Source organism: Micromonospora sp. CPCC 206171 (assembly GCF_036906755.1).
Taxonomy (GTDB): Bacteria; Actinomycetota; Actinomycetes; order Mycobacteriales; family Micromonosporaceae; genus Micromonospora; species Micromonospora purpureochromogenes.
Genome location: NZ_JBAKHT010000019.1, coordinates 77,421 through 91,574 on the forward strand (window position 1 = coordinate 77,421; position 14,154 = coordinate 91,574).

General features: G+C 74.3%; 8 protein-coding genes. 6 read left to right on the forward strand and 2 right to left on the reverse strand.

What is annotated here, in order from left to right; all coding sequences use genetic code 11:
* Positions 1 to 4: 4 nt before the first annotated feature.
* The gene (locus V6U89_RS21135; RefSeq protein ID WP_334573084.1) at positions 5 to 1,195 is read left to right on the forward strand and encodes an FAD-dependent oxidoreductase; all 1,191 of its coding nucleotides are present in this window, start codon (positions 5 to 7) and stop codon (positions 1,193 to 1,195) included.
* A gap of 107 nt (positions 1,196 to 1,302) precedes the next feature.
* On the opposite strand, the gene V6U89_RS21140 is transcribed toward V6U89_RS21135, so the two are convergent.
* Positions 1,303 to 2,145: a GNAT family N-acetyltransferase gene (locus V6U89_RS21140; protein ID WP_334573085.1), complete on the reverse strand. Its 843-nt coding sequence runs from the start codon at positions 2,143 to 2,145 to the stop codon at positions 1,303 to 1,305.
* A gap of 146 nt (positions 2,146 to 2,291) precedes the next feature.
* On the opposite strand from V6U89_RS21140, the gene gltB reads away from it, so the two are divergent.
* From gltB to V6U89_RS21160, 4 genes are all read left to right on the forward strand, one after another.
* Positions 2,292 to 6,947, forward strand: a complete 4,656-nt coding sequence (gene gltB / locus V6U89_RS21145; protein ID WP_334573086.1) for a glutamate synthase large subunit — start codon at positions 2,292 to 2,294, stop codon at positions 6,945 to 6,947.
* A complete protein-coding gene (locus V6U89_RS21150) occupies positions 6,940 to 8,448 on the forward strand; it encodes a glutamate synthase subunit beta (RefSeq protein WP_334573087.1) in 1,509 nt (502 codons plus the stop codon). The genes gltB and V6U89_RS21150 overlap by 8 nt, the downstream gene beginning before the upstream one ends.
* Before the next feature lie 254 nt (positions 8,449 to 8,702).
* Positions 8,703 to 10,265 (forward strand): MFS transporter, encoded by a 1,563-nt coding sequence (locus tag V6U89_RS21155; RefSeq protein ID WP_334573088.1) that lies wholly within the window; start codon positions 8,703 to 8,705, stop codon positions 10,263 to 10,265.
* A 417-nt stretch (positions 10,266 to 10,682) separates the two neighbouring features.
* On the forward strand, positions 10,683 to 11,204 hold the full coding sequence (locus V6U89_RS21160) for a hypothetical protein (RefSeq protein ID WP_334573089.1): 522 nt from the start codon (positions 10,683 to 10,685) through the stop codon (positions 11,202 to 11,204).
* Between the two features lie 386 nt (positions 11,205 to 11,590).
* Here V6U89_RS21160 and V6U89_RS21165 read toward each other — a convergent pair whose 3' ends face one another.
* The gene (locus V6U89_RS21165; protein WP_334573090.1) at positions 11,591 to 13,132 is read right to left on the reverse strand and encodes a M1 family metallopeptidase; all 1,542 of its coding nucleotides are present in this window, start codon (positions 13,130 to 13,132) and stop codon (positions 11,591 to 11,593) included.
* Between the two features lie 198 nt (positions 13,133 to 13,330).
* Here V6U89_RS21165 and V6U89_RS21170 point away from each other — a divergent pair, with 198 nt between their 5' ends.
* On the forward strand, positions 13,331 to 14,128 hold the full coding sequence (locus tag V6U89_RS21170; protein ID WP_334573091.1) for an SGNH/GDSL hydrolase family protein: 798 nt from the start codon (positions 13,331 to 13,333) through the stop codon (positions 14,126 to 14,128).
* Positions 14,129 to 14,154: the final 26 nt, after the last annotated feature.

A 14,154-nucleotide genomic window follows, 5' to 3' on the forward strand; every position in this document is an offset into this window, starting at 1 on the left:
GGGGATGCGCACCGCGGTGGTGGTCGGCGCCGGACTCGGTGGGCTGGCGGTGGCCGGCACGCTGGCCCGCTCCGGCTGGCAGGTCACCCTGCTGGAACGGGCGGACCGGGTCCGTCCGGAGGCCACGGCCGTGGTGCTCTGGCCCAACGGGGTACGCGCGCTGCACGCGCTCGGCCTCGGCGCGGGCCTGGACGCGATCGCCACCCCGCTGCCCGACGCCGGGGTGCGCCGGCCGGACGGGCACTGGCTGGTGCAGCCGCGCCCGACGCCGGCCGACCGGATGCCGGTGGTGGTGCACCGGGAGGACCTGCACGACGCGCTGATCGCGGGGCTCGGCGACCGGGTGGAGCTGCGCACCGGCGTGGCCGTCGACACCGTCCGGGTGCGCCCCGGCCAGCGGCCCGCGGTCGGCACCGCCGGGCACCTGGTCGAGGCCGATCTGGTGGTCGCGGCCGACGGCACCGACAGCGCGGTACGCCGCCAGCTCGCCCCCTCCTCAACGGTGATCAGCTCCGGCTGCGCGGCCTGGCGCGCGGTGATCCCCTGGTACCGGGCGCCCCGGTTGCCGGCCGACCAGCCGCTCGGCGGGGAGGTGCTGGGGGCGGGCTACCGCTTCGTGGCGGCCTCGCTGGGTGAGCGCGGCTCCTCCGGCGCCTCCCGCCGGGGCGGCATCTACTGGGTTGCCACCGCCGCCGGAGCGCCCCGGCCCGAGCCGCCGGAGACCCAGCTCGCCCTGCTCAAGCGCTGGTACGCCGGCTGGCCCGCGCCGATCGGCGAGCTGCTGGACGCCACCGAGCCGGCCGACCTGGTGCAGCAGGAGGTCCGCGAGCTGCGCCCGCTGCCCCGGGCGTACGGCTTCCCGGCCGGCCCGGGCGGCGTGGTGCTGCTCGGCGACGCGGCGCACGCGATGCCACCGCACCTGGGGCAGGGGGCGTGCCTCGCGTTCGAGGACGCGGCCACCCTCTCCTCGCTGTTGCGCGAATCCCGGCTGCCCGACGCCGTGCAGGCGTACGACCGGTTGCGGCGTCCCCGCGCGGCGACGGTGGTCCGGCAGACCCGCCGCATGTCGGCGGTCCTGCAGGCCCGGGGCCGGCTGGCCCTGCGGGCCCGCGACGCCGCCCTCGGCACGATAAGCCCCCGCCTCCTCTCCAGCGCCGCCTCCTCGGCCGCCCAGTGGCGCCCCCCAACCCCCTGACCCACCCCGAAACCCACGTTGATCATGGAGTTGGCGGCGCGACACGCCGGAGCGGGCGCCGCTGACTTCATGATCAACGCGTGCGGGGACGGGGGAAGGGGGAGGGGTCAGATGAGGGCGGTGGGTTCGGCGATGCAGGCGGTGCCGACGCGGCGGAAGCCCACCCGGAGGTAGACCCGGGCGATCTCCTCGCTGCCGGCGGAGAGGAAGACCAGGTCGGTGCCGGCGGCCAGCAGTTCGTGGGCGAGGGTGGCGGTGACCGCCGCGCCGAGGCCCCGGCGGCGGGCGGCCGGCAGGGTGGCCACCCCGGCGATCTCGGCCACGTCGTCGACCCGCATCGCCATCCCGCTGGCCAGCGCCCCGTCCTCGGGTGTGCCGGCGAGCACCGACAGTCGGCGGCCGTCGGCGAGGCGGGTCCGCTCCTCGTCCAGCGCCGCCACGTCCAGTTCGGTGATCGCCGCGTCCCGCTCGGCCGGGCCCGCGTCGCCGCGGGCCGTGCCGGCGGCGGCGAAACCGACCGCGGCGACCGCGCGGCGGGCGGCCACGTCGGCCGCGAAGCCGGGCGCGTCCGGGTCCAGCACCCGCACCGGTACGTCGGTGAGCGTCGCCGGGTCGGGCAGGGCGGCCGGGTCGAGCACCATCAGCGGCGCCTCCAGTACGCTCAGCCCCGCCGCCCGGGCCACCGCCAGCAGGTCGGGCGTGGTCTCGTGCACCCACTCCAGGGCCTCGGGCAGGCCCAGCTCGCGCTGCCGCTCGCGGACGGCGGTCACGTCGGCCAGCGACGGGGGCGCGGTGGCGTCGAGGCGGGGTCGGGCGTAGAACGGCCAGCCGACCCCTTCCCGCACGAAGAGCACGAGCGCGCCGTGCTCTTCCCCGCGGGCGACGTCGCGGGGCACCGCGTCGTAGAAGCGCTCCAGCCGGGCGAGGATTTCGCTGCGCAGGGGATCCACCGCGCGAGACTACCTGTCCCAGAGTCTGGAAGGTGTGATCAATCTGCACTGGCCTTGCGCGGGTCTCCCTAACGTAGACTCAATAAACCGCCAAGGGCCGACGTCGTCCCGACCATGATCCAACCTGAGTGACGACAGGAGGCCCGGTGGCCTTTCCGTACCCTCACAGCCCGCAGTCGGCCCCGCCCCCGGCCGGTCTCTACGACCCCGCCAACGAGCACGACGCGTGCGGCGTGGCCTTCGTCGCGGACCTGCACGGCCGGCGCTCCCACGCGGTGGTGGCGGGCGGCCTCGGCGCGCTCTGCCGCCTGGACCATCGGGGCGCCCGGGGCGCGGAACACAACACCGGTGACGGCGCCGGGATCATGATCCAGGTCCCGGACGCCTTCCTGCGCGCGGTGGTCGACTTCCCGCTGCCGCCGGTCGGCCAGTACGCCACCGGCCTGGTCTTCCTCCCCGACGACGACGCGGCGGAGGCCCGCGCCCGGCGGGTGGTGGAGAAGTACGCCCTGGTCGAGGGGGCCGACCTGCTCGGCTGGCGGGACGTGCCGGTCGACCCGAGCGGGCTGGGCGAGACGGCGCTCGCGGCGATGCCCCGGATCCGTCAGCTCTTCCTGGCCGCGCACCGGCTCACCGACACCCCGGCCGGCCCGGCCGGCTCGCCGCTGACCGGCCTCGACCTGGACCGGGTGGCGTTCTGCGTGCGCAAGCAGGCCGAGCGGGAGAGCGCCGAGCGGGGCGTGCCGGCATACTTCCCGTCGCTGTCCTCCCGGACGATGACCTGGAAGGGCATGCTCACCCCGGACCAGTTGCCGGCGTATTTCCCGGAGTTGACCGACGAGCGGGTGGAGAGCGCGATCGCGCTGGTGCACTCCCGGTTCTCCACCAACACCTTCCCGTCCTGGCCGCTGGCCCACCCGTACCGGTTCATCGCGCACAACGGTGAGATCAACACCATCCGCGGCAACCGGAACTGGATGCAGGCCCGGGAGGCGCTGCTGCGCAGCCCCGAGATCCCCGGCAACATCCGGCGGATCTTCCCGGTCTGCACCCCGGGCGCCTCCGACTCGGCGAACTTCGACGAGGTCCTCGAACTGCTGCACCTGGCCGGGCGGAGCCTGCCGCACGCGGTGCTGATGATGATTCCGGAGGCCTGGGAGAACGACCCGGGCATGCGGACGGACAAGCGCGCCTTCTACCGGTTCCACGCCAGCCTGATGGAGCCGTGGGACGGCCCCGCCTCGGTCGCCTTCACCGACGGCGAGATCGTCGGCGCGGTGCTGGACCGCAACGGGCTGCGCCCGGGCCGCTGGTGGCGGACCTCCGACGGCCTCGTCGTGCTCGGCAGCGAGGCGGGCGTGCTCGACCTCGACCCGGCCACCGTGGTCGCCAAGGGGCGGCTCCAGCCGGGCCGGATGTTCCTGGTCGACACCGTCAACGGGCGGATCGTGCAGGACGACGAGATCAAGGCCGAGCTGGCCGCCGCCCGGCCGTACGCCGAGTGGCTGCACGCCGGGCTGATCGACCTGACCGACCTGCCGCCGCGCGAGCACATCGTCTACACCCACGACTCGGTACGCCGCCGCCAGCAGACCTTCGGCTACACCGAGGAGGAGCTGAAGATCCTGCTCGCGCCGATGGCCCGGCTCGGCGCGGAGCCGCTCGGCTCGATGGGCACCGACACTCCGATCTCCCCGCTGTCGACCCGGCCGCGGCTGCTCTACGACTACTTCCACCAGCTCTTCGCCCAGGTCACCAACCCGCCGCTGGACGCCATCCGCGAGGAGCTGGTGACCAGCCTGTCGTCGACCATCGGCCCGGAGGGCAACCTGCTCGACCCGGGCCCGGCGAGCTGCCGGCAGATCGTGCTGCCGTACCCGGTGATCGACAACGACGAGCTGGCCAAGATCCTCTCGATCGACGAGGACGGCGACCTGCCCGGCTTCAAGGCCGTCCGGGTCTCCGGGCTCTACCGGGTCCGCGACGGTGGCGCCGGCATCAAGGCCCGGCTCACCGAGATCTGCCGGCACGTCTCGGAGGCCATCGAGGACGGCGTGCGGATCCTGGTGCTGTCCGACCGGGACTCCAACGCCGACCTGGCGCCGATCCCGTCGCTGCTGCTCACCGCGGCGGTGCACCAGCACCTGGTCCGCGAGCAGACCCGCACCCAGGTGGCGCTGATCGTCGAGTCCGGCGACTGCCGCGAGGTGCACCACGCGGCCGTGCTGATCGGGTACGGCGCGGCGGCGGTCAACCCGTACCTGGCCTTCGAGTCGGTCGAGGACATGATCTCCACCGGGGCGCTGGTCGGCGTCGACCCGGCCAAGGCGGTGCGCAACTACGTCAAGGCGCTCGGCAAGGGCGTCCTGAAGATCATGTCCAAGATGGGCATCTCGACGGTGTCGTCGTACTGCGGGGCGCAGGTCTTCGAGGCGGTCGGGCTGCACACCCGGCTGGTGGAGCGCTATTTCCGCGGCACCCCCAGCACCATCAGTGGCATCGGGCTGGACGAGATCCACGCCGAGGTGGCCGCCCGGCACGCGCTGGCCTGGCCGGCGCCGGGCGCGGAGACCTCCGACCGGTTGGAGGTCGGCGGCGAGTACCAGTGGCGCCGCGAGGGTGAGCTGCACCTGTTCAACCCGGAGACGGTCTTCCTGCTCCAGCACGCCACCCGCAGCCGCCAGTACGACGTGTTCCGGCAGTACACCGCCAAGGTCGACGAGCTGGCCGCGCGGGCCGGCTCGCTGCGCGGGCTGTTCACCCTGCGTACCGGGGTGCGCCCGGCGGTGCCGATCGACGAGGTCGAGCCGGCCAGCGAGATCGTCAAGCGGTTCGCCACCGGCGCCATGTCGTACGGGTCGATCTCGGCGGAGGCGCACGAGACCCTGGCGATCGCGATGAACCGGCTCGGTGGCAAGTCCAACACCGGCGAGGGCGGCGAGGACGTCGAGCGGCTGTACGACCCGGCCCGCCGTTCCGCGGTCAAGCAGATCGCCAGCGGCCGCTTCGGCGTGACCAGCGAATACCTGGTCAACGCCGACGATCTCCAGATCAAGATGGCGCAGGGCGCCAAGCCCGGCGAGGGCGGGCAGTTGCCCGGCAACAAGGTCTGGCCGTGGATCGCCCGTACCCGGCACGCCACCCCGGGCGTCGGCCTGATCTCCCCGCCGCCGCACCACGACATCTACTCCATCGAGGACCTCGCCCAGCTGGTGCACGACCTGAAGTGCGTCAACCCGGCCGCCCGGGTGCACGTCAAGCTGGTCAGCGAGGTCGGCGTGGGCACCGTCGCGGCCGGCGTCGCCAAGCTCAAGGCCGACGTCATCCTGATCTCCGGCCACGACGGCGGCACCGGCGCCTCCCCGCTGAACTCGCTCAAGCACGCCGGCACCCCGTGGGAGCTGGGCCTGGCCGAGGCGCAGCAGACGCTGCTGCTCAACAAGCTCCGCGACCGGGTCACCGTGCAGGTCGACGGCCAGCTCAAGACCGGCCGGGACGTGCTGGTCGCGGCGCTGCTCGGTGCCGAGGAGTTCGGCTTCGCCACCGCCCCGCTGATCGTCGAGGGCTGCGTGATGATGCGGGTCTGCCACCTGGACACCTGTCCGGTCGGCATCGCCACCCAGAACCCGGTGCTGCGCGAGCGGTTCACCGGCAAGCCCGAGTTCGTGGAGAACTTCTTCCTCTTCCTCGCCGAGGAGGTCCGCGGCTACCTCGCCGAGCTGGGCTTCCGCAGCATCGACGAGGCGATCGGGCACGCCGAGCTGCTCGACGTCGCCCCGGCGGTGGACCACTGGAAGGCGCACGGGCTGGACCTGGGGCGCGTACTGCACCTGCCGGAGCTGCCGGCCGACGCCGCGCGGCGCGGCGTGCGGGCCCAGGACCACGGCCTGGAACTGGCCCTGGACAACGAGCTGATCGCCCTGGCGCAGCCGGCGCTGCGCGACGGCAGCCCGGTCCGGGTCGAGGTGGCGGTGCGCAACGAGCACCGCAGCGTCGGCGCGATGCTCGGCGGCGAGGTCACCCGCCGCTTCGGCGGCGCCGGCCTGCCCGACGACACGATCGAGTTCGTGCTGCGCGGCACCGCCGGGCAGTCCTTCGGCGCGTTCCTGCCGCGCGGGGTCACCCTGCGGCTGCACGGCGACGCGAACGACTACGTCGGCAAGGGGCTCTCCGGCGGGCGGATCGTCGTCCGCCCGGACGCCGCCGCGCCGTTCGCCGACCCGGACGCCGCCGCCGGCGCGCGGGCCGAGGACCAGATCATCGCCGGCAACACCATCCTGTACGGGGCCACCGGCGGCGAGCTGTTCCTGCGCGGCAAGGTGGGGGAGCGGTTCGCGGTGCGCAACTCCGGCGCGGTGGCCGTCGTCGAGGGTGTCGGCGACCACGGCTGCGAGTACATGACCGGCGGCACGGTGGTGGTGCTCGGCGAGACCGGGCGCAACTTCGCCGCCGGCATGTCCGGCGGGACCGCGTACGTGTACCGGCTCGACCGGGACCGGGTCAACGCCGAACTGGTCGACCTGGTGTCGCTGCGCGACTCCGAGCGCGACCTGCTGCACGAGCTGGTGCAGCGGCACGTCGCGGAGACCGACTCGGTGCTCGGCGCGGAGCTGCTCAAGCGCTGGCCGGAGGCGGTGGAGGAGTTCACCGCGGTGGTGCCCCGGGACTACCGCCGGGTGATGGAGATCATGCGGGCCGCCGAAGCCGCCGGCCGTGACGTCGACGACGCGGTCATGTCTGCGCTGACCGCGCCGGTGCCGCCCGCCCCGCGGGTGGCGGCCCAGGAGGTGGCTCGTGCCTGACCCGAACGGTTTCCTGCGCTACGACCGGCGGCTGCCGGCGCGCCGCCCGGTGCCGGTGCGGATCAGCGACTGGCGCGAGGTCTACCCGCCGGCCGGCGAGGAGCTGATCCGCGAGCAGGCCACCCGGTGCATGGACTGCGGCATCCCGTTCTGCCACGACGGCTGCCCGCTGGGCAACCGCATCCCGGACTGGAACGACCTGGTCCGCACCGGCAACTGGGACGCCGCGGTGGAGTCGCTGCACGCCACCAACAACTTCCCGGAGTTCACCGGCCGGCTCTGCCCGGCGCCCTGCGAGGCGGCCTGCGTGCTCGGCATCGGCGGCGGGCAGCCGGTCACCATCAAGCAGGTCGAGGTGGAGATCGCCGACGCGGCGGTGGCCCGGGGCGGGCTGCGTCCCCGCCCGGTGCCGGCGCCGACCGGCCGGTCGGTCGCCGTGGTCGGCTCCGGCCCCGCCGGCCTCGCCGCCGCGCAGCAGCTCGCCCGCGCCGGTCACGCGGTGACCGTGTACGAGCGCGACGACGCGATCGGCGGCCTGCTCCGGTACGGCATTCCCGACTTCAAGCTGGAGAAGCAGCACATCGACCGGCGGCTGGCCCAGCTCGCCGCCGAGGGCGTCCAGTTCCGCACCGGGGTGGACGTCGGCGTGGACGTCACCGCCGAGCAGGTGCGCGCCGAGCACGACGCGGTGCTGCTGGCCTGCGGTGCGCTCCAGGGCCGGGACACCCTGGAGACCCCCGGGCGGCAGCTGCGCGGCGTCCACCAGGCGATGGCGCACCTGGTCGCCGCCAACCGCGTGGTGGCGGCGGCCGACGACGGGCGACCGGCCCTCGCGGTGCTGCCCGACGGCACCCCGATCGACGCCGCCGGCAAGCACGTCGTGATCATCGGCGGCGGTGACACCGCCGCGGACTGCCTCGGGGTGGCCCACCGGCAGGGCACCGCCGGCGTGCACCAGCTCGACCTCTACCCGGAGCCCCCGCAGACCCGGGACGCCGCCCGCGACCCGTGGCCGACCTGGCCGTGGGTGCTGCGGAACTACCCGGCGCACGAGGAGGGCGGCGAGCGGGTCTTCGCCGTCGCGGTGCAGGAGTTCGTCGACGACGGCACCGGCCAGGTCAAGGGCGTACGGATCGCCGAGGTCAGCGTCGAGAAGCGGGACGGCCGGCGGATCGTCACCCCGCTGCCCGGCTCCGAGCGCGAACTCCCGGCCGACCTGGTGCTGCTCGCCATCGGCTTCGAGGGCACCGAGCAGCAGCCGCTGCTGGAACAGTTCGGGGTGCGCCGCAACGCCCGGGGCGCGGTCGACGCCCGCCCCGACTGGCAGACCGACGCCGACGGCGTCTTCGTCGCCGGTGACATGCACCGGGGCGCCTCGCTGATCGTCTGGGCCATCGCCGAGGGGCGGGCCGCCGCGGCGGCGATCCACTCGTACCTGGGCGGGGTCGGCGAGCTGCCGGCCCCGGTGGACCCGGCCCGGCAGCCGCTCGCCGCCCGCTGACGACCCCGGCGGCGACCCCGCCGCACCGACACCCCGGTCTGGACGGGCCCGTCCCGACCGGGGTGTCCGTCGTCGGCGTCCGGTCCGTCCCGGGACCTGCCGGGCTGGCGGGGCGTGCCCCATGCCGGCGCCGTCGCCGCGGTGAGTCCGCTCACGAAAGCCGCAAACAGGTTTAGCGCGCGGCAGACTTGGCCGCTGCCGAACCCGCCGTGGGTTCGGCTTCGTCATGTCGTCGTCTGGAACGGGAGGCCCTCGTGGCCCTCGGCAGCACGTTCGCCGCCCTGCGTCACCGCAACTACCGGATCTGGGCCGGTGCCGGCTTCGTGTCGGTGATCGGGACCTGGATGCAGGTGCTCGGCGTCAACTGGTACGTGCTCGAGCAGACCCGCTCGGCGACCTCGATGGGCCTGGCCGTCCTGCTCCAGGCCCTGCCGACGCTGCTGCTCAGCGTCTGGGGCGGGGCGCTGGCCGACCGGCTGCGGGCGAAGCCGTTGCTGATCGCCGCCCAGGCGGTACACGCTCTGCTCGCCGCGGGACTGGCGGTGGTCGCCGTCACCGGCGTCGGCGGCCTGCCGGCGATCTACGCGATCGCGCTGGTGACCGGGGCGGTGTCGGCGATCGAGGGGCCGGTGTCGGGCCGCTGGTCCTCGACGCTGGTCGACCGGGAGGACCTCGGCAACGCCCTCGCGCTCGGCTCGCTGACCAACTCCGCCGGCCGCATCCTCGGCATGAGCGCCGGCGCCGTCGTGGTCGCCGCCGTCGGCCCCGCACTGCTCTTCGCCGTCAACGCGGCCAGCTTCGTCGCGGTGGTCGGCGCCCTGTTCGCCGTACGCGATCAGGAGCGGCACACCGGCGAGCCGGCGGCGGCCGATGCGGTGCCGGCGGACGGCGGCATCCGGGCCGGCTTCCGCTACCTGCTGCGCCAGCCGGTGGTGCTGGTCGCGTTGGCGCTGTCGTTCGTGCTGGGCAGCCTGGGCCGCAACTACCAGGTGACCATGGCGGCGATGAGTGACGGCCCGCTGGCCGCCGGAGCGTCGGGCTACGGCGTGCTCTCCACCGTCTTCGCGGTCGGCACGGTGCTGGGCGCGCTGGTGGCGGCCCGCCGCCGCGAGCTGGGCTACGGGCTGCTGATCTGCGCCGGCCTGCTGGCCAGCGTGTTGCAGATCGCCGCCGGGCTGGCTCCCGGCACGGTCAGCTTCGCCGCGGTGATCCTCCCGGTGGCCGCGGCGGCGGTGGTCATCGACACCACGGTCGGCGCCCGCGCCCAGCTCGACACCGACTACGCCGTGCGCGGTCGGGTGCTGGCCGCCCTGGCCGTCACCGGCTCGGTCTCCGCGGCGGTCGGCGCGCCCCTGCTCGGTTGGCTCTGCGAGCACGCCGGCCCCCGGCAGACCCTGGTGCTGGCCGGCGCGGTGACCGCCGTCGCCACGGCCGCCGCGGGCGTCGCCCTCGACGGGCTGCGCGACCACCGACTGCGTCGCCGGGTCACCCTGGTGCTGGCCGCGCCCGTGGTACGCCGCCCGGCCCGCCGGGTCGCCGCCATCGCTGCCCGCGTCGTCCGGCCCGCCACCCGGCCGGCGATCCGGCCCGTGGCGACCGCCCGCCCGGCCACCACGCCCCGCCCCGCGGGAAGCCCGCCGCCCGGCTGGTACCCGGCGGCGGTACGCCGGCCGGGGGCGGGCCGGCTGCCGTCCAGCCGACTGGTCCGGGCCGTAGCCGACTGCGCCGGCGGGGCGCCGGCCCGGTCCCGCCGTCGCCCCCAGTTGGCCGGCGGCGCGGCCCTGGTCGAGGTGCCCCCGGCCGACTGCCTGCCGTGAGGCGGCTCAACGCCGGGGCATGGCGCAGGCGGAAGGGCTGTCGATGTCGGCTGCACACCGGGCTCGGGCGAGGCCGCCGACCCGGGCTGGGCCCGCACCTCACCCGGTGCGACTCGGCGAGGCCGCCGACCCCGGCTGGGCCTGGACCTCACCCGGTGCGACTCGGCGAGGCCGCCGACCCCGGCTGCGCCTGAACCTCACCCGGTGCGGCCCGGAGCGGTGTCGGGACGCTACGGACCTGATGTCGTAGACGATTCAGAGCAGCGATGCGGATTCCTCCGGTGCCGCATCGCCGTTCGCGGTGGAGTCACCGGGCGTGACCGGGACGGGCTACCGGTGAGCCAGGTCATGAGGTTCGCCGGTGGCTCAGGCGCGCACGGGACCGAGCGGGGTGAAGATCATCGTTACGCTCCGGTCATGGATACCGAGGAGCGGCTGCGGCGGATCCGCCGGTGGCTGTGGATCGTGCTGGCGGGTCTCTTCCTCAGTGGAGTGACCGCGTTCCCCCTGGAGATCGAGGTGCGCTGGCTGCTGCGCGCGCTCGACCCGCTCGCGGACGACCTGCCGGCGCTGGTCGGCTGGATCGAGCGGATGCACATTGGGCTGGTGGAGACCGGCGACCGCTACCCGTTCCTGCTTTACGGCACCGACTGGCTCGCCTTCGCCCACCTGGTGCTGGCCGTGGCCTTCTGGGGACCGCTACGGGATCCGGTGCGCAACGTCTGGGTGGTGCAGCTCGGCATGATCGCCTGCGCCGGGATCGTGCCGCTGGCCCTGATCTGCGGGCCGATCCGGGACATCCCGTGGTTCTGGACGCTGGTCGACCTCTCCTTCGCGGTCGGCGCCTTCCCACCGCTCTGGTTCGCCTACCGGCACATCCGGGCGATCGAGGCCGCCGGCGCGCCGGCCGCGCCGCCGGTGTCGGCGCCGGCGGCCTGACCCGCCCCGGGCGGCGTGAGTCGTTCACGTCATCAGGTCGGTAGCGTCTCGCGGACCGTCTGCTCCAGGTGGTCCTCGCGTTGACCGGCGTCCGCGTTGACCGGCGTCCGCGTTGACCGGCGTCCGCGCTGACCGGCGTCCGCGTTGACCGGCGTCCGCGCTGAGCGGCGTCCGCGCTGAGCGGCGTCCGCGCTGAGCGGCGTCCGCGCCGAGCGGCGTGCGCGCCGAGCGGCGTGCGCGTTGACCCGCGTCCACGCCGAGCGATGCCCGCCCCGGCGTGTTCGCGCGAGCTGTTCGCGCCCCGGATGGCGTCGCCGCCGAACCGGCGCACCGGCCGGGCACCCGGTCCCCCGGGTAGGGGAGCGGGCACCCGGCCGGGCCGGGGGTCAGCGCCGCAGGAGCTGGTGGGCCTCGCGGATCTTCGTCCACGACTTCGGCTGCGCGGGAGCGGCCGCAGCCGTCGCGCGGGCGGCCGTGGCCAGTTCCGGACGGCCGGCGGTGAACAGCCAGGCGGTGAAGACCTCGTCCAGGTCCAGTCCGGAGATCCGCTCCGCGAGGGCCTGGAACTGCGCCACCGAGCCGTTGCCGTACCGGTGCTCGGCGGTCCAGGCCGGCAGGATCTCGAAGAACGCCTCGTCGCCGACGGCCAGCCGGAGCTGGTGCAGCGCCATCGCGCCCCGGTCGTAGACCGCGTCGTCGAACACCCGGTCGGCGCCCGGGTCACCCGGCAGCACCTGCCAGAACTCGGAGTCCTCCGGGTAGGCGGCGTAGGTGAAGTCGAAGAGCTCCTGCGCGGTGCCCTCGCCCTGCTCCTCCGACCAGAGCCACTCCGCGTACGAGGCGAAGCCCTCGTTGAGCCAGATGTCCCGCCACTGCGCGACGGAGACCGAGTCGCCGAACCACTGGTGGGCGTTCTCGTGCACCACCACGTAGGTGTTCGCGCCGCGGCGCCAGAAGCTCGGCCCGTACACCGGGCGGGTCTGCGTCTCCAGCGCGAAGCCGATGCCGTCGATCGGGCCGGCGACGCCGCCCTGGGCCTCGAACGGGTACGGCCCGAAGAGGCCGCTCGCCCAGTCGACGATCTCGGCGGTCCGCTCGATGCTGGCCCGCGCGGCCGGCCCGCGCTCGCCCAGCGTGGTGCTGTACGCGTTGATCACCGGCTGCCCGCTCGGCGCGCTGTCGGTGACGATGTCGTACTGGCCGATTGCCAGGAACGCCAGGTAGGTGGCGGCCGGCTTGGTGCTGCGCCAGCCCCACCGCATCCGGTTGCCGGGCTCGGCCAGCGGCGGGCGCGGCTGCACGCCGTTGCTGATCACCTCGACCCCGGCGGGCACCGACACCGAGATGTCGAAGGTGGCCTTGTCCAGTGGGTGGTCGTTGGCCGGGAACCACCACCAGGCCGACTCGGGTTCGTTGACCGCCAGCGCGCCGTCGTCGGTCCGGGTCCAGCCGGTGTAGCCGCCGACCAGGGTCTCCGACGGCACGCCGGAGTACCTGACCACGATGGTCAGCAGTTGGCCCTTCGCGATGGCGCGCGGCGCGGTGACCACCAACTCGTGGGTGCCCTCGCGGGTGTGCGCGGCGGACCAGCCGTTGACCCGGACGGACTCCACGTCGAGCAGGAAGTCGAGGTTGAAGCGGGACAGGTCCTGGGTGGCCGTCGCCAGGATGGTGGTGGTGCCGGTGAGCCGGTCGGTGGCCGGCTCGTAGCGCAGGCGGACGTCGTAGTGGCTGACGTCGTACCCGCCGTTGCCGTAGTCGGGGAAGTAGCTGTCGCCCAGGCCCGGGCTGCCGGGCGCCGGTGCGGCGGCGACCGGGACCGGCCGGCCCCAACCCGGTAGGGCGGCCTGGCCGGTGGTGCCGGTCACCAGGGTGCCGGCGGTGGTGACGGTCAGGGCGGCGATGGCCGCCGTGAAAACACGTCGCACGAGGTGGACTCCCTCCGTCGGGGTGTTCGCAGGACGAACCTAATCGACGTTTGTGAACGTGTCCGCCCCGGACGGTGAGATCAGCTGTTCACTTGATCTAAATGTTTCGATAGCATTACCGACTAGTAACAAGACCCACACCCCTGGCCAGCGCGCGGTCACGAGGATCCCACCACCCCTGCTCCGTGGAGGTCCGTGATGCCCCACCGCGCCCTGGCCCGCGCCGTCACCGCGCTGGTCGCCCTGCTCGCCACCGTCCTCGGCGTCGTGCTTGTTCCCGGCACCGCCCAGGCGGCCACCGTCAACTACGTCGCCCTCGGCGACTCCTACTCCTCCGGGGTCGGCGCCGGCCCGTACGACCTCTCCACCTGCCTGCGCAGCGAGAAGTCGTACGCCCCGCTCTGGGCCGCCGCCAACGCGGTGACCAGCTTCCGGTTCCCGGCCTGCGGCGGCGCGGTCACCGCCGACGTGATCAACAGCCAGGTCAACTCGCTGAGCACCAGCACCACCCTGGTCACCGTCACCATCGGCGGCAACGACGCCGGCTTCGCCGACGTGATCACCAGCTGCCGGTTCGGCAGCACCTCGACCTGCACCAACGCCGTCAACGAATCCAAGAGCTTTGCGACCTCGACCCTGCCCGGCCGGCTCGACGCCACCTACGCCGCCATCCGCAACCGGGCCCCCAACGCCCGGCTCGTCGTCCTCGGCTACCCGCGACTGTTCGAGACCAACTACTGCGGGCTGCTGGCCATGAGCACGTACAAGCGCACCATCCTCAATGAGGCCGCCGACCTGCTCGCCACGATCATCGCCGACCGGGCCCGCGCGGCCGGCGCCACCTTCGCCGACGCCCGCCCCTTCTTCGCCGGTCACGGGGTCTGCGCCGCCGACCCGTGGATCCGGGACGTCTCCGGGGTCATCGAGGCCTACCACCCGAACGCCGCCGGCTACCGGTACGGCTACCTGCCGGCGCTGAACGCGGTGCTCCGCTGACCCACCCGCCCCGGCGGAGGTGCGCG

Bases quoted from the DNA above. Each gene is read 5' to 3' on its own strand.
- V6U89_RS21135 (WP_334573084.1), top strand. From the start codon at position 5: ATGCGCACCGCGGTGGTGGTCGGCGCCGGACTCGGTGGGCTGGCGGTG.
- V6U89_RS21160 (WP_334573089.1), top strand. From the start codon at position 10,683: ATGGATACCGAGGAGCGGCTGCGGCGGATCCGCCGGTGGCTGTGGATC.
- V6U89_RS21170 (WP_334573091.1), top strand. From the start codon at position 13,331: ATGCCCCACCGCGCCCTGGCCCGCGCCGTCACCGCGCTGGTCGCCCTG.